The 14,544-nt window shown below is 62.2% G+C and carries 16 protein-coding genes; 5 read left to right on the top strand and 11 right to left on the bottom strand.

Annotated features, from left to right (window positions below; genetic code table 11):
* Nucleotides 1-23: 23 nt before the first annotated feature.
* Nucleotides 24-1,241, bottom strand: a complete 1,218-nt coding sequence (locus ACF8C6_RS06040) for an argininosuccinate synthase (protein WP_392498451.1) — start codon at nt 1,239-1,241, stop codon at nt 24-26.
* A 116-nt stretch (nt 1,242-1,357) separates the two neighbouring features.
* Nucleotides 1,358-2,248 (bottom strand): OmpA family protein, encoded by an 891-nt coding sequence (locus tag ACF8C6_RS06035; RefSeq protein ID WP_392498689.1) that lies wholly within the window; start codon nt 2,246-2,248, stop codon nt 1,358-1,360.
* 177 nt (nt 2,249-2,425) lie between these two features.
* Between ACF8C6_RS06035 and pyrC the strand changes: the two genes are divergently transcribed.
* From pyrC to ACF8C6_RS06020, 3 genes are all read left to right on the top strand, one after another.
* The gene (gene pyrC, locus ACF8C6_RS06030; RefSeq protein ID WP_392498450.1) at nt 2,426-3,472 is read left to right on the top strand and encodes a dihydroorotase; all 1,047 of its coding nucleotides are present in this window, start codon (nt 2,426-2,428) and stop codon (nt 3,470-3,472) included.
* Nucleotides 3,469-4,143 (top strand): ribonuclease T, encoded by a 675-nt coding sequence (gene rnt, locus ACF8C6_RS06025; protein WP_277688920.1) that lies wholly within the window; start codon nt 3,469-3,471, stop codon nt 4,141-4,143. Before pyrC ends, rnt begins: the two co-directional genes overlap by 4 nt.
* A 191-nt stretch (nt 4,144-4,334) precedes the next feature.
* Nucleotides 4,335-4,553, top strand: coding sequence for a bacterioferritin-associated ferredoxin (locus tag ACF8C6_RS06020; RefSeq protein WP_341691719.1), 219 nt, complete (start codon nt 4,335-4,337; stop codon nt 4,551-4,553).
* A gap of 61 nt (nt 4,554-4,614) precedes the next feature.
* On the opposite strand, the gene ACF8C6_RS06015 is transcribed toward ACF8C6_RS06020, so the two are convergent.
* Nucleotides 4,615-5,223 (bottom strand): tRNA-(ms[2]io[6]A)-hydroxylase, encoded by a 609-nt coding sequence (locus tag ACF8C6_RS06015; RefSeq protein ID WP_392498449.1) that lies wholly within the window; start codon nt 5,221-5,223, stop codon nt 4,615-4,617.
* Nucleotides 5,224-5,370: 147 nt separating this feature from the next.
* On the opposite strand from ACF8C6_RS06015, the gene ACF8C6_RS06010 reads away from it, so the two are divergent.
* A complete protein-coding gene (locus ACF8C6_RS06010; RefSeq protein WP_392498448.1) occupies nt 5,371-6,234 on the top strand; it encodes a universal stress protein in 864 nt (287 codons plus the stop codon).
* A 55-nt stretch (nt 6,235-6,289) separates the two neighbouring features.
* Here the strand turns inward: ACF8C6_RS06010 and ACF8C6_RS06005 are convergent, their stop codons facing one another.
* Complete coding sequence (locus tag ACF8C6_RS06005; protein ID WP_392498447.1) at nt 6,290-6,766, bottom strand: DUF1289 domain-containing protein; 477 nt, start codon at nt 6,764-6,766, stop codon at nt 6,290-6,292.
* 442 nt (nt 6,767-7,208) lie between these two features.
* Between ACF8C6_RS06005 and acnB the strand changes: the two genes are divergently transcribed.
* Nucleotides 7,209-9,818, top strand: a complete 2,610-nt coding sequence (acnB, locus tag ACF8C6_RS06000) for a bifunctional aconitate hydratase 2/2-methylisocitrate dehydratase (RefSeq protein WP_392498445.1) — start codon at nt 7,209-7,211, stop codon at nt 9,816-9,818.
* A 121-nt stretch (nt 9,819-9,939) separates the two neighbouring features.
* On the opposite strand, the gene murB is transcribed toward acnB, so the two are convergent.
* From murB to ACF8C6_RS05965, 7 genes are read right to left on the bottom strand one after another with little or no spacing between them, the layout of a single operon-like run.
* The gene (murB, locus tag ACF8C6_RS05995) at nt 9,940-10,959 is read right to left on the bottom strand and encodes a UDP-N-acetylmuramate dehydrogenase (protein ID WP_392498444.1); all 1,020 of its coding nucleotides are present in this window, start codon (nt 10,957-10,959) and stop codon (nt 9,940-9,942) included.
* Complete coding sequence (locus ACF8C6_RS05990) at nt 10,956-11,420, bottom strand: low molecular weight protein-tyrosine-phosphatase (RefSeq protein ID WP_392498443.1); 465 nt, start codon at nt 11,418-11,420, stop codon at nt 10,956-10,958. The genes murB and ACF8C6_RS05990 overlap by 4 nt, the downstream gene beginning before the upstream one ends.
* A complete protein-coding gene (kdsB, locus tag ACF8C6_RS05985; protein ID WP_392498442.1) occupies nt 11,420-12,184 on the bottom strand; it encodes a 3-deoxy-manno-octulosonate cytidylyltransferase in 765 nt (254 codons plus the stop codon). The genes ACF8C6_RS05990 and kdsB overlap by 1 nt, the downstream gene beginning before the upstream one ends.
* Entirely contained in the window at nt 12,185-12,370 is a 186-nt protein-coding gene (locus tag ACF8C6_RS05980; RefSeq protein WP_068826273.1) for a Trm112 family protein, read from the bottom strand. It lies immediately after the preceding gene.
* A 38-nt stretch (nt 12,371-12,408) separates the two neighbouring features.
* On the bottom strand, nt 12,409-13,413 hold the full coding sequence (lpxK, locus tag ACF8C6_RS05975) for a tetraacyldisaccharide 4'-kinase (protein ID WP_392498440.1): 1,005 nt from the start codon (nt 13,411-13,413) through the stop codon (nt 12,409-12,411).
* Nucleotides 13,410-13,838 carry a biopolymer transporter ExbD gene (locus tag ACF8C6_RS05970; RefSeq protein ID WP_277688930.1) on the bottom strand — a complete coding sequence of 143 codons (429 nt, stop codon included), beginning with the start codon at nt 13,836-13,838 and terminating at the stop codon, nt 13,410-13,412. Before ACF8C6_RS05970 ends, lpxK begins: the two co-directional genes overlap by 4 nt.
* Nucleotides 13,835-14,506 carry a MotA/TolQ/ExbB proton channel family protein gene (locus ACF8C6_RS05965; protein WP_392498439.1) on the bottom strand — a complete coding sequence of 224 codons (672 nt, stop codon included), beginning with the start codon at nt 14,504-14,506 and terminating at the stop codon, nt 13,835-13,837. The genes ACF8C6_RS05970 and ACF8C6_RS05965 overlap by 4 nt, the downstream gene beginning before the upstream one ends.
* Between the last annotated feature and the right edge of the window lie 38 nt (nt 14,507-14,544).

Here is a 14,544-nt window from a genome sequence, read left to right as displayed (position 1 = left end):
CTTTTTGGGGCGCGGCAAGGCGCTTAGAACAGTTTGCGGCCCTTGCCGGCGGCGATGCGCATGCGCAGCGCGTTGAGCTTGATGAAGCCCGCGGCATCAGCCTGGTTGTAGGCGCCGCCATCTTCCTCGAAGGTGGCGATATTGGCGTCGAACAGCGAGTCGTCGGACTTGCGGCCGACCACGATGACGTTGCCCTTGTACAACTTCAGGCGCACCACACCGTTCACGTTGGTCTGCGAGGCATCGATCATCTGCTGCAGCATCAGACGCTCCGGGCTCCACCAGTAGCCGGTGTAGATCAGGCTGGCGTACTTGGGCATCAGCTCATCTTTGAGGTGAGCCACTTCGCGGTCCAGGGTGATCGACTCGATGGCGCGGTGACCTTTGAGCATGATGGTGCCGCCGGGGGTCTCGTAGCAGCCACGGGACTTCATGCCGACATAGCGGTTCTCGACGATGTCGAGGCGGCCGATGCCATTGGCGCCGCCGATGCGGTTCAGTTCGGTGAGCACCTGGGCCGGGGTCATTTCCTTGCCGTCGATGGCGACGATGTCGCCCTTGCGGTAGGTCAGCTCGATATAGGTCGGGGTGTCCGGAGCCGCTTCCGGGGAAACGCTCCACTTCCACATGTCTTCTTCGTGCTCGGTCCAGGTGTCTTCCAGCACGCCACCCTCATAGGAGATGTGCAGCAGGTTGGCGTCCATGGAGTACGGCGACTTCTTCTTGCCGTGACGCTCGATCGGAATGCCGTGCTTCTCGGCATAGTCCATCAGCTTCTCGCGCGACAGCAGATCCCACTCGCGCCACGGAGCGATCACTTTCACGCCCGGCTTCAGCGCGTAGGCACCCAGCTCGAAGCGCACCTGATCGTTACCCTTGCCGGTAGCACCATGGGAGATGGCATCGGCGCCAGTCTCGTTGGCAATTTCGATCAGGCGCTTGGCGATCAGCGGACGAGCGATGGAAGTACCCAGCAGGTACTCGCCTTCGTAGATGGTGTTGGCGCGGAACATCGGGAAGACGAAGTCGCGAACGAACTCTTCGCGCAGGTCGTCGATGTAGATTTCCTTGACGCCCATGGCCTGGGCCTTGGCACGGGCCGGCTCGACCTCCTCGCCCTGACCGAGGTCGGCGGTGAAGGTCACCACTTCGCAGTTATAGGTGTCTTGCAGCCACTTGAGGATCACCGAGGTATCCAGGCCACCGGAATAGGCCAGAACTACCTTCTTAACGTCCGCCATGCCAATCAACTCCACGGGTTGTACGGAAAACCGGGGATTCTACCGAGCGAGACGCTCGATTTACAGGGGCGCGACAGTCACGGGCGACAAAGCGACAGAAATAATGGGAAAGCAGGTCAGCTTTTGGCAGCCGGCGCGGCCTCGGAAGCCGCAGGCTCGGCAGGCGTATCGGGGGCTGCAGGCTCGGCTTCAAGCACCGGCTCGCGCGACAGCGTCAGCGTCACACGGCGGTTCTTCGCCCGACTGGCTTCATTCGTGTTCCTCACCAGCGGATAACGCTCGCCGTGGAAGCGCACGACGATCTGCTCGGCGGGTACTCCCTGCGCCTTGAGGTACTCTTCGACCGCCACCGCCCGACGCCGGGACAGATCCCGATTGGTCAGGCGATTGCCACTGTTGTCGGAGTGGCCGTCGAGCTGGATGCGATTGACGCTGGGGTCTTCCTTGAGGAAATCGAGAATGATGTCCAGCCTGGCCTGCGCCATGGGATCCAGCGCATAGCCACCACCGGGAAAACCGATCTGCACCTGGCGGATCTGCTCGAAATTGACTGGCAAGAGCCCCGCCGTGCACTTCAGGTACTCGTTGTAGGCCTGGTTGAAACGAATCGGCAGCAGACGTACTTCCAGCAGCTCGCCGCCTTGCAGGGTGCGATGACGCACCACAGGGCTGCGCCCCTCCATAAGGCCCGTCAACAATCGCCCGCCCTGCTCAGCATTGCTGTTGAACGGCACCTCGCCACTGCTGACTTTAAGCGCACCCAGGTTGATATCGCCTCGTCCCGGCTGCCAAGGCGCAGCGGCAGCGAGCAAGGTCGCAGAGCCCGACCCCATCCAGCGTTCGCGCACCTTGAGGCGGAACGTGGCCTGTTCGCCAGCACGACGGACAAACTCACCACTGCCGAAATCGGCAATGGGTTGGATCAACCGACACTCGAACTTATCGCCCTCGACCTTCCACTCCACTTTTTCCATGCGGGTCTGGAACGTGATTGCCGCGGCCGGCATGCACCAAGGCAGGCAGGCGAGCAGACTGAGCAGGAAAAAACGGCGCTGAAACAAGATCGGCCCCTCTCGGGAGATACGGCTTACATGCCCTTATCGGCCCTCACCAAGGAAACTTGATAGGCCGCACTGAGGATAAGCTGGTAGCATTTCTCCACGTTTTACCTGCTGGGAATCCCCATGTCTGACCGCATTACCTTGCTGCGCCCCGACGACTGGCACATCCATCTGCGCGATGGTGCTGTCCTGCAGCACACCGTCCGCGACGTCGCGCGAACCTTCGCCCGCGCCATCATCATGCCCAATCTGGTGCCGCCGGTTCGCAACAGCACCGAGGCCGACGCCTACCGCCAGCGCATCCTGGCCGCTCGCCCGACCGGGAGCCGCTTCGAGCCGCTGATGGTGCTCTATCTCACCGACAAGACCACTGCCGAGGACGTACGCACCGCCAAGGCCAGTGGTTTCGTGCACGCCGCCAAACTGTATCCGGCCGGCGCCACCACCAACTCCGACTCCGGTGTGACCAGCATCGACAACATCTTCCCTGTGCTGGAAACCATGGCCGAAGTCGGCCTGCCGCTACTGGTACACGGTGAAGTAACCCACGCTGATGTCGACGTGTTCGACCGCGAGAAACGCTTCATCGATGAGCACCTGGTACGCGTGGTCGAGCGCTTCCCCAGCCTTAAAGTGGTGTTCGAGCACATCACTACCGGCGACGCGGCGCAGTTCGTACGCGAGGCTCCAGCCAACGTTGGCGCCACCATCACCGCCCACCACCTGCTGTACAACCGCAACCACATGCTGGTCGGTGGTATTCGCCCGCACTTCTATTGCCTGCCGATCCTCAAGCGCAATACTCACCAAGATGCCCTGCTGGATGCCGCCACCAGCGGCAGTGTGAAGTTCTTCCTCGGCACCGACTCGGCACCGCACGCCAAACACGCCAAGGAAGCGGCCTGCGGCTGCGCCGGCTGCTACACCGCGCATGCCGCCATCGAACTGTACGCCGAGGCCTTCGAGCAGCGTAACGCGCTGGACAAGCTGGAAGGCTTCGCCAGCCTGCACGGTCCTGACTTCTATGGGCTGCCGCGCAATACCGACCACATCACCCTGGTACGCGAAGACTGGGTCGGCCCAAGCGAACTGCCGCTGGGCGATAGCCTGGTGATCCCGCTGCGCGCTGGCGAGAAGCTACGCTGGCGCCTGCTGGAGGAACACGCGTGAGCGAAGAGCATTTCGACGATGAACTCGACGGCAGCCTGCCCTCCGGCCCTCGTCACCCGATGGCCGCGCGCTTTCGCGGCTATCTGCCGGTAGTCGTGGATGTGGAGACCGGCGGCTTCAACGCCGCCACAGACGCTCTGCTGGAGATCGCGGCCACCACCATTGCCATGGACGAAGGTGGTTTCCTTTACCCGGACCACACGCACTTCTTCCGCATCGAGCCTTTCGAAGGCGCCAACATCGAACAGGCGGCATTGGAGTTCACCGGCATCAAGCTGGATCACCCACTGCGCATGGCCGTGAGCGAAGAGCACGCGCTGACCGAGATTTTCCGCGGCCTGCGCAAGTCGATCAAAAGCAATGGCTGCAAACGCGCCATTCTGGTCGGCCACAACAGCAGCTTCGACCTCGGCTTTCTCAATGCCGCCGTCGCCCGCTGTGATATCAAGCGCAATCCGTTCCACCCCTTCTCCAGCTTCGATACCGCCACACTGGCCGGCCTGGCCTATGGCCAGACCGTGCTGGCCAAGGCCTGCCAGGCCGCCGGCATCGACTTCGACGGCAAGGAAGCGCACTCCGCGCGCTACGACACCGAGAAAACCGCTGAACTGTTCTGCGGCATCGTCAACCGCTGGAAGGAAATGGGCGGTTGGGACGAGTTCGATCAGTAACCGCAACATCCCCGTAAAACCGGCCTCGGCCGGTTTTTTTATGCTCGTTATTTAGCGGCCAAACTGACGCCACCACCGAGGGCGCCGTCTATCCGGCCAATAGGAAGAATGCATATCAAGTTTTGACAAGCATTCTCATTAACATTAGTATCCTTCCGCAACAGCAACTCACTCTCATTCGAGATCGCCACATGTACGTCTGCCTCTGCCAGGGTGTTACCGACGGTCAAATTCGCGAAGCCATCTTCGAAGGCTGCTGCAGCTACCGTGACGTGCGCGAAAGCCTCGGCGTAGGCACCCAATGCGGCAAATGTGCCTGCCTGGCCAAGCAAGTGGTGCGCGACACCCTCGGCGAAGTACAAAGCAGCCAGGCCGCCCTCGCCTGCAGCGCCAGTTTCGTCGCTGCCTGATCCAACCCGAATACGAAAAAGCCGGACTTCAGTCCGGCTTTTTTATGCCCGCATCAAAAGCTCAGCTCTGCGGCACGCCACTGTGGAAACGAAACTCCTGGTCAGGAGACTCGATCAGCTCGCGCTCGGCTTCACGAACCCGCCCCACAGTTCGCTCAACATCAGTTGCCTCGCCGTACTGATAAGCCAGCTTCAGATAACCCTGAAAATGCCGGGACTCCGACTTGAGCAGGCCACCGTAGAATTTGCCTAGTTCTTCATCCAGATGCGGCACCAAGGCTTCAAAACGCTCACAGCTGCGCGCTTCGATAAAAGCCCCCACCACCAGAGTATCCACCAGCTTCTGCGGCTCATGGTTACGCACCTGCTTGCGCAAGCCGGAAGCGTAACGGGACGCCGAAATCGGGCGCGCTTCGATACGACGCTTCTTCATGATGCGCAGCACCTGTTCATGGTGCACCAGCTCCTCACGAGCCAGGCGCGACATGAAATTGACCAGATCCAGAGCCTGGTTGTACTTGGCAATCAGCGCCATAGCCGTTGAGGCCGCTTTGAACTCGTTGTTCTTGTGGTCGATCAGCAAGGTTTCCTGATCAGCCAGGGCGGCTTCAACCCAGGCTGTTGGGGTTGGACAGGCCAGAAAATCATGGATATCGAGGGAGGTATTCACGGGGCGAATGCTGGCAGGCAGGGATGAGGCGAGCCATTATACGGATGAGGGCGCACAGGGCCAGCGATGCCGTGATGCAGGTCAATAGCGCCGCCCGCGGCCACCTCTATAGTGGGCTGCATCCAAGCACTTCAAAGGGAGAGGCACATGCAAGCCATACGCAGCATTCTGGTGGTGATGGATCCGCAGCAGCCCGAAGGGCTCGCGCTCAAACGCGCCAAATTGATCGCTGGCGTGACCCAGTCGCACCTGCATCTACTGGTCTGCGACAAGAAAGCCAATCACAGCGCCTACCTCGATGAACAACAAACCCATCTGCAGGAAGAAGGCTTCAGCGTCAGCATTCAACAGACCTGGAACGATGGCCTCTACCAGACCATCGTTGCCGCCCAGCAATCGTCAGGCTGCGGCCTAGTGATCAAGCAGCATGTGCCGGACAACCCGCTGAAAAAGGCCCTACTCACACCTGAGGACTGGAAACTGCTGCGCTATTGCCCAAGTCCGGTACTGATGGTGAAAACCTCAGCCCCCTGGAGCGGTGGCATCATCCTCGCTGCAGTAGATGTGGGTAACAGTGACGCCGAACACCGTACACTGCATTCGGGCATCGTCAGCCATGGCTACGACATCGCCCGCCTGGCCAATGGCACGCTGCACGTGATCAGCGCCCACCCCTCCCCCATGCTTTCGGCCGCCGACCCGACCTTCCAACTCAAGGAAACCATCGAAGCGCGCTACCGCGAACAGTGCAAATCGTTCCAGGCCGAGTACGACGTCAGTGATGATCGCCTGCATGTGGCAGAAGGTCCGGCCGATGTGCTGATTCCCTACACCGCTCAGAAACTCAGCGCAGCCGTAACCGTGATTGGCACTGTCGCCCGAACCGGCTTGTCCGGCGCCCTGATCGGCAATACCGCGGAAGTGGTACTGGATGCCCTGGAAAGCGATGTATTGGTTCTCAAGCCAGACGACGTCATCGCGCACCTGGAAGAGCTGGTAGCCCAGCGCTAGCAGCACCCACAGACCAAAAGCCGCCTACGGGCGGCTTTTTCATTCTTGACCTGGATTAGACGCGGCTTTCAACGCCTTCGCGCAGAAAGCGTGGCGCGATGTAACGCTCATAGTGCGCCTCTGACAGCAGGAAAAATTCACGATCAATTGCCTCACGCAGCTCTGGCAGAGGCCAGTCACGAAACTCCGGCAGCAGTGCCATCCCGTAGGCATCGAGACGATTGATCAGGCGCGAGGCACGGGCTATCAACTGGTAGGCCCAGCAGTATTCCGACTGTTCAGGCACGAAGCGCACCTGACGCTGCTCCAGTTGAGCCCTCAGAAGTGCGGCATCGAAGACCTCGACCTTCCCCTGCATCACCTGCACCAGCAGCAACTCAAGACGCCGCCATACGGCACGCTTTTCCTCGTCACTGTAGGCGTTCCAGTTAACCACTTCGTGATGAAAGCGCTTGCAGCCGCGGCATACCAGATCGCCATAAACGGTGGAGCAGAGGCCGACACAGGGCGTCTTGATACGGTGACTGGACATATGTGCAAAGAATGAAAGCCATGAAACGGGCCACCCATGATAGCCGTTCAGCCAGGCAGGGTCATTATGACCAGACAGACCTTTGTCGACTTGCCAGGCAAATGACGAGCAGTAGCCTATAGGCCGATTGGAACGGGGTTTGCGCTTAACTTTGGCGTACCGATCCAGTAGAATCGGACCGCCTTTTTAGGCACCGATGTCCGTCAGAAGCTGTTTTCAAAGCGTCACGAGCACAGTTGATCCGCCAGGAACGTCGTTGGCGCAGCAGCCCTGCGCCAGCCCTCATCCACCCGCTTCCTGCGGCGTAAAACTTTGAAAGCAGCTTCTAGTATGAGGCTTTCGACACACCGGCCAGTACGCCCACAAAGCGTAGCGGCGCGATGTGCGATGGTTTTGTGGATAAGCGTTGCGGGCCACCGCGACCACTGATGAGGGTATAACTGTGCTTGAAGCCTATCGCAAACACGTAGAAGAGCGCGCCGCGCTGGGTATCGTTCCCCAGCCGCTGAACGCCGAGCAAACCGCAGGCCTGGTCGAGCTGCTGAAAAATCCTCCCGCCGGCGAAGAAGCCTTCCTGGTTGACCTGCTGACCAACCGTGTACCGCCGGGCGTTGACGAGGCTGCCTACGTCAAAGCCGGTTTCCTCTCCGCTGTCGCCAAAGGCGAAGCTACCTCCCCGCTGGTCGACAAGAAGCACGCCGTAGAGCTGCTGGGCACCATGCAGGGCGGCTACAACATCGCCACCCTGGTTGAGCTGCTGGACAGCGCCGAACTGGCCGAAGTCGCCGCCGCGCAACTCAAGCACACCCTGCTGATGTTCGACGCCTTCCACGACGTTGCCGAGAAAGCCAAGGCGGGCAATGCCCACGCCAAGGCCGTCATGCAGTCCTGGGCCGATGGCGAGTGGTTCGTCAACCGCCCGGCCGTTCCGGAAAAAGTCACCCTGACCGTGTTCAAGGTCACCGGCGAAACCAACACCGACGACCTGTCGCCGGCTCCGGACGCCTGGTCCCGCCCGGACATCCCGCTGCACGCCCTGGCCATGCTGAAAATGGCTCGCGACGGCATCAACCCGGATCAGCCGGGTTCGGTTGGACCCATCAAGCAGATGGAAGCGCTGAAAGCCAAAGGCTTCCCGGTTGCCTATGTCGGTGACGTAGTCGGTACCGGTTCCTCGCGCAAGTCCGCCACCAACTCGGTGCTGTGGTTCTTCGGCGACGACATCCCCAACGTGCCGAACAAACGCGCCGGTGGCTTCTGCTTCGGCACCAAGATCGCCCCGATCTTCTACAACACCATGGAAGACGCCGGCGCTCTGCCGATCGAATTCGACTGCACCGACCTGGCCATGGGTGACGTCATCGACGTGTACCCGTACAAGGGTGAAGTACGCCGCAACGGCAGCGACGAGCTGGTCACCAGCTTCGAACTGAAGACCGACGTTCTGCTCGACGAAGTCCGCGCTGGCGGCCGTATTCCGCTGATCGTTGGCCGTGGCCTGACCGAGAAAGCCCGCGCTGAGCTGGGCCTGGCGCCGTCCACCCTGTTCAAGAAGCCGGTTGCTCCGGCCGACAGCGGCAAGGGCTTCACCCTGGCGCAGAAAATGGTCGGTCGCGCCTGCGGCCTGCAGGAAGGTCAAGGCGTACGCCCGGGCACCTACTGCGAGCCGAAGATGACCACCGTTGGTTCGCAGGACACCACCGGCCCGATGACCCGCGACGAGCTGAAGGACCTGGCGTGCCTGGGCTTCTCCGCCGACCTGGTGATGCAGTCCTTCTGCCACACCGCGGCCTATCCGAAGCCGATCGACGTCAACACCCACCACACCCTGCCGGACTTCATCATGACCCGCGGCGGCGTGTCCCTGCGTCCGGGCGACGGCATCATCCACAGCTGGCTGAACCGCATGCTGCTGCCGGACACCGTGGGTACCGGTGGTGACTCGCACACCCGCTTCCCGATGGGCATCTCCTTCCCGGCCGGTTCCGGCCTGGTGGCCTTCGCTGCCGCCACCGGCGTGATGCCGCTGGACATGCCGGAATCCGTTCTGGTGCGCTTCAAGGGCAAGCTGCAGCCGGGCATCACCCTGCGCGACCTGGTCCATGCCATCCCCTACTACGCGATCCAGGCTGGCCTGCTGACCGTCGAGAAGAAAGGCAAGAAGAACATCTTCTCCGGCCGCATCCTCGAAATCGAAGGTCTGGACGAGCTGACCGTTGAGCAAGCCTTCGAGCTGTCCGACGCCTCCGCCGAGCGCTCCGCGGCTGGTTGCACCATCAAGCTGCCGGAAAGCGCCATCGCCGAGTACCTGAAGTCCAACATCACCATGCTGCGCTGGATGATCGGCGAAGGCTACGGCGATGCCCGTACCCTGGAGCGTCGCGCCCAGGCCATGGAAGCCTGGCTGGCCAACCCGCAACTGCTGGAAGCCGACAAGGACGCCGAGTACGCCGCCGTGATCGAAATCGATCTGGCCGACGTCAAGGAGCCGGTTCTGTGCGCCCCGAACGACCCGGACGACGCTCGCCTGCTGTCCACCGTACAGGGCGAGAAGATCGACGAAGTGTTCATCGGTTCGTGCATGACCAACATCGGTCACTTCCGCGCCGCCGGCAAGCTGCTGGAGAAGGTCAAGGGCGGCATTCCGACCACCCTGTGGCTGGCTCCGCCGACCAAAATGGACCAGCACCAGCTGGTTGAGGAAGGCTACTACGGCATCTACGGCAAGGCCGGTGCACGCATGGAAATGCCGGGCTGCTCGCTGTGCATGGGTAACCAGGCACGCGTGAAGACTGGTGCGACCGTGGTATCCACCTCCACCCGTAACTTCCCGAACCGCCTGGGCGACGCGACCAACGTGTACCTGGCCTCTGCCGAACTGGCAGCCGTCGCTTCGATCATCGGCAAGCTGCCGACCGTCGAGGAGTACATGGAGTACGCGAAGAACATCGACAGCATGGCTGCCGACGTTTACCGCTACCTGAGCTTCGACCAGATCGCCGAGTACCGCGAAGCCGCCGCCAACGCCAAGATCCCTGCTGTTCAGGTCTAAGCGTTAGCTGCAATGAAAAGCCCCGCCTGGTGCGGGGCTTTTTCATGCCCGGAATATCCGGCGGGAACAGCTTTAGATGAGCGTATCGCGGCTAAAGCCGCTGCCACTGAAACAGAGCAGCTCAGAGAACGTTCGGCTCAATTTCCAGCTCTATTCCAAAGCGCGCCAGGATATCCACCTGGATACGCCGCGCCAGCGCCAGCAACTGAGCGCCGCTGGCCGACCCATAGTTGACCAGCACCAGCGCCTGCAGGCGGTGCACGCCAGCGTCACCCTCGCGAAAGCCTTTCCAGCCGGCGCGCTCGATCAGCCAGCCAGCAGCGAGCTTCACCTGTCCCTGCCCTGCCGGATAGCTGATCAGATCGGCGTGCTCGGCACGAATGCGTTCGGCCAGCTCGACTGGCACCAGCGGATTCTTGAAGAAGCTTCCGGCATTGCCCAGCACGGCCGGGTCTGGCAGCTTCTCGCTGCGGATGGCGCAGATGGCGCGACTGACATCTGCCGCACTAGGCGCCTCGACACCTTCGGCCTGCAGATGCTGGCGCACCGGGCCGTAGTCCAGATGCAGTGCACCCTGACGGCTGAGGGCGAAGCGCACCCGCAGGATCAGCCAGCGGCCCGGCTGCTGCTTGAACAGGCTGTCGCGATAGGCGAAGGCGCACTCCTCCAGCCCGAACTCGCGCAACTCACCGCTGTGTCGATCCAGAGCGGTCAGGCCGGCGAACACGTCCTTGATCTCGACGCCGTAGGCACCGATGTTCTGCATCGGCGCGGCACCGACAGTACCGGGAATCAGGCTAAGGTTCTCTAGCCCACAAAGCCCCTGAGCCAGACTCCACTGCACGAAGGGATGCCAGGGCTCGCCCGCCTCCGCCTCCACCACAACGCGCTCGCCGTCATCTTCGAGTATGCGCAGGCCGCGACTGGCCATGCGCAGCACCAGGGCATCGACATCAGCTGTCAGCAGCAGATTGCTGCCCCCGCCGACCGGCAGCAACGGCATGCCGCGCCGCTCAGCCTCCGCCAACGCGGTACGCACCTCATCATCGGTGCGCGCCTCGGCAAACAATCGCGCCTGCACCTCGACGCCAAAGGTGTTGAATGGCTTGAGGGAAACCGCTTCCTGCAGCGTCAGGCTCACAAGCGCCCCCGTATTTCGGCCAGCAAACCATCACTGGCTTGCTCGATCAGATCCAGCACCTGCTCGAAACCATCGGCACCGCCGTAGTAAGGGTCAGGCACCTCATCCAGCGCCACGTCGTAACGACGCAAGAACAGATCCAGCTCCGCCCCTCGCCCTCGTGGGCGCAGGGCCTGCAGACGGGCCAGGTTGTCCTGATCCATGGCCAGGATCAGATCAAATCGATCGAAATCCGCGGCCGTCACTTGTCGCGCCCGCAGACTGGACAGGTCATATCCACGACGTAACGCGGCCTGGCTGGAGCGACTGTCAGGGGCCTTACCCACATGCCAGTCGCCGGTACCGGCGGAGTCCACCGTCACCTGCTCCAGCAGACCGGCCTGTTGCAGGCGCTGGCGAAAGACACCCTCGGCGGTAGGCGAGCGGCAGATATTGCCCATGCAGACGAACAGAACGCGCATCAGGCCCCCAGCAGGCGGCGCACCCGCTCCAGGTCTTCCGGGGTGTCGACGCCAGCAGCCGGCGCCTCCAGCGCATCGGCGACGTGGATGCGGACGCCATGCCACAAGGCACGCAGCTGCTCCAGGCACTCGGTGTCTTCCAGCCAGCACGGCCCCCAGGCCACGAAGTCATGCAGGAAGCCAGCGCGGTACGCGTAGATGCCGATGTGGCGACGGTAAGGCACACCTTGCGGCAGTACATCACGAGTCTTGGCAAACGCATCGCGGGCCCAGGCCAGCGGCGCACGACTGAAGGTCAAGGCGAGGCCATTCTTGTCGGCCACGACCTTGACCACATTGGGGTTGAACAGCGCCTGCACATCCTCGATCGGCTCGGCCAGGGTAGCGATGCCGGCCTGCGGATTGGCGGCGAGATTGGCGGCCACCTGATCGATGATGCTCGGAGGAATCAGCGGCTCATCGCCCTGCACATTGACCACGATGGAGTTGTTCTCCAGACCCAACTGGGTGGCCACTTCGGCCAGGCGGTCGGTGCCGGAGTTATGGTCGACACGGGTCATCAGCACTTCCGCGCCGAAGCCCTGACAGGCTTCGAGGATGCGTGCATCGTCGGTGGCGATCACCACGCGGCTCGCACTGCTCTTCTTCGCCTGCTCCCACACATGCTGGACCATGGGTTTGCCGGCGATATCCTGCAGCGGCTTGCCGGGCAGGCGGCTGGAGGCGAAACGGGCCGGGATGACTACGGTAAAAGCAGTGATCATTTACTTGTCCAGGCGCTCGTCGACGGTCAGGGTTCGGGCTTCGCTCTCCAGCATCACCGGGATACCGTCGCGGATCGGATAGGCCAGGCCAGCGCCCTTGCTGATCAGCTCGGTCTTGTCTTCGGAAAGCTGCAGCGGGCCCTTGCAGACCGGGCAGGCCAGGATATCGAGCAGTTTGGTGTCCATCGGAATGTCCTTGCTGGCATTGAAGATGCCGGCGGGACTCAGGCCTGTGCCGGCAGTAGACGGGTCAGTTCGCGGTCGAGCCAGGCAACGAAGGCCGGCGAAGGCGCCGCATCCACGGCCAAATACCACCAGCTGTCGGCGGCAAAAGCCCGGCATTTCACTGCATCCTTCTCGGTCATCACCAGCGGCAGCTCGGGGCTGAACTGCAAGGCTTCCGGGCTGTAACTGGCGTGGTCGGCGAAGGGATGCGCGACTGGCCGCCAGTTTAGCGCTTCGAGGGTACGGAAGAAACGCTGCGGGTTACCGATGCCGGCGACGGCATGCAGTTGCTGGCCGGCGGCAAAGTGATCGAGCCCGACTCGCTCGCCGCTGCGCAGGTTGATTAGAGCAGAAGGCTGCAGCTGGAAAGCGAAGCCCCGGTCATCATCGCTGTCGGCGCCGTTGCGCAGCACGGCATCCACCTCGGCAAGACGCTCGGCCGGCTCACGCAATGGGCCGGCGGGCAGACAGCGCCGATTACCCAGGCCACGTGCCGCATCGATCAATACCAGCTCCAGATCACGCGCGAGACGATAATGCTGCAGTCCGTCATCACAGAGAATCAGATCCAGCGTTTCCTCCTGCAGCAACGCCTGCACGGCACGCGCGCGCTGCGGATCAATCACCAGCGGTACGCCGCTGCGCTGCACGATCAACAGCGGCTCGTCCCCCGCCTCGGCAGCCGACTGCCCGGCGCGCACGCGCCAAGGTAACTGCGGCGGGTTCGCGCCATAGCCGCGACTGACCACGCCGACACGCAGACCGCGAGCCCGGCAGTGCTCAATCAACCAGAGGATCATCGGCGTTTTGCCGGTACCGCCAACGGTGACATTACCAACCACCAGCACCGGCACTGGCGCCCGGTAGATCTCGCCCTCGCCAGCCACAAAAGCGCGGCGTTTGCGCCGCACCACACTGCGGTAGAGCCACTCCAGCGGACGCAACAGCATCAGCGCCGGATGGCCGGTATACCAGGCCTCGACCAGGCGGTCGGCGAGACTCAAGGCTGCGCCTCGGCCTCGACCGTGGTGATGCGCAGGTGAGCGAAGCCCAGCTTGCCGGCAGCATCCATCGCGGTAATCACGGCCTGGTGCGGCGTCTTGGCATCGGCACTGATCACCAGCGGCAGGCTGTTGTCGCCTCCGGACTCCTTGCCCAGCGCCGCCATCAGGCCCGCGAGATCATTGTTCATCAGCGCCTGGCCATTGAGCGAGTAGCTGCCGTCCGCGCCGATTAGTACTTCCAGCTGCTTCAGCTGGGTTTCCTCGGGAGGCGAACCACTGGCTGCCTCCGGCAGGTCGACCTTGAGCTGGGTTTCGCGGGTAAATGTAGTGGTGACCACGAAAAACAACAGCAGGATAAACACCACATCGATTAGCGATGCCAGGTTGATCTCGACGTTTTCCCGAGGTTTGCGCCGAAATTTCACGCCTTCTTACCCTCTTTGCGGGCTTCCTTGACGGGGGCCGCAGGAACGCTGCCCAGGTCGACGTCACGGTCGCCCTGCACCACTTCCACCAGCTTGATCGCCTCCTGCTCCATACCCACGACCAGCTCGTCGACACGACGCTGCAGGAAACGGTGGAAGAACAGTGCCGGAATCGCCACCATCAAGCCGGCCGCAGTGGTGATCAGCGCCTTGGAGATGCCCCCGGCGAGCACCGCGGCGTTGGCCATGTTGGCGCCCATGAAGGCACTGAATATGTCGATCATGCCCAGTACGGTACCGAGCAAACCGAGCAGCGGCGCGATGCCGGCAATGGTGCCAAGGGCATTGAGGTAGCGTTCCAGCTCGTGGATGACGCGAGCAGCGGCCTCCTCGATGCACTCCTTCATGATCTCGCGGCCATGCTTGGAGTTGGCCAGGCCAGCGGCGAGGATCTGCCCGAGGGGAGAGTTGGCACGCAGCTCCTTGAGCTTTTCGTTATTGAGCTTCTTCTCCTTGATCCACTTCCACACCTGCCCCAGCAGATGAGACGGCGTGACGCGGCTCGGCCGCAGGGTCCAGAGACGCTCGGCGATGATGCCGGCAGCAGCGATGGAACACAGAATGATCGGCAGCATCATCCAGCCGCCCGCTTTGACCAGTTCCCACACGGTTGTACATCCCCCTCGGAAAAGTGGCGCCACTCTAG

Source organism: Pseudomonas sp. zbq_18 (genome assembly GCF_043102245.1).
Classification (GTDB): Bacteria; Pseudomonadota; Gammaproteobacteria; order Pseudomonadales; family Pseudomonadaceae; genus Aquipseudomonas.
Note: the sequence above shows the minus strand (reverse complement) of the source record. Positions and strands in the feature narration are given on the sequence as shown.

Coding starts and splice junctions, on each gene's coding strand:
- ACF8C6_RS06040 (WP_392498451.1), bottom strand. CDS start 1,241: ATGGCGGACGTTAAGAAGGTAGTTCTGGCCTATTCCGGTGGCCTGGAT.
- ACF8C6_RS06035 (WP_392498689.1), bottom strand. CDS start 2,248: ATGCCGGCCGCGGCAATCACGTTCCAGACCCGCATGGAAAAAGTGGAG.
- ACF8C6_RS05990 (WP_392498443.1), bottom strand. CDS start 11,420: ATGCGCGTTCTGTTCGTCTGCATGGGCAATATCTGCCGCTCGCCTACC.
- pyrC (WP_392498450.1), top strand. CDS start 2,426: ATGTCTGACCGCATTACCTTGCTGCGCCCCGACGACTGGCACATCCAT.
- ACF8C6_RS06010 (WP_392498448.1), top strand. CDS start 5,371: ATGCAAGCCATACGCAGCATTCTGGTGGTGATGGATCCGCAGCAGCCC.
- ACF8C6_RS06005 (WP_392498447.1), bottom strand. CDS start 6,766: ATGTCCAGTCACCGTATCAAGACGCCCTGTGTCGGCCTCTGCTCCACC.
- ACF8C6_RS06020 (WP_341691719.1), top strand. CDS start 4,335: ATGTACGTCTGCCTCTGCCAGGGTGTTACCGACGGTCAAATTCGCGAA.
- ACF8C6_RS05980 (WP_068826273.1), bottom strand. CDS start 12,370: ATGGACACCAAACTGCTCGATATCCTGGCCTGCCCGGTCTGCAAGGGC.
- kdsB (WP_392498442.1), bottom strand. CDS start 12,184: ATGATCACTGCTTTTACCGTAGTCATCCCGGCCCGTTTCGCCTCCAGC.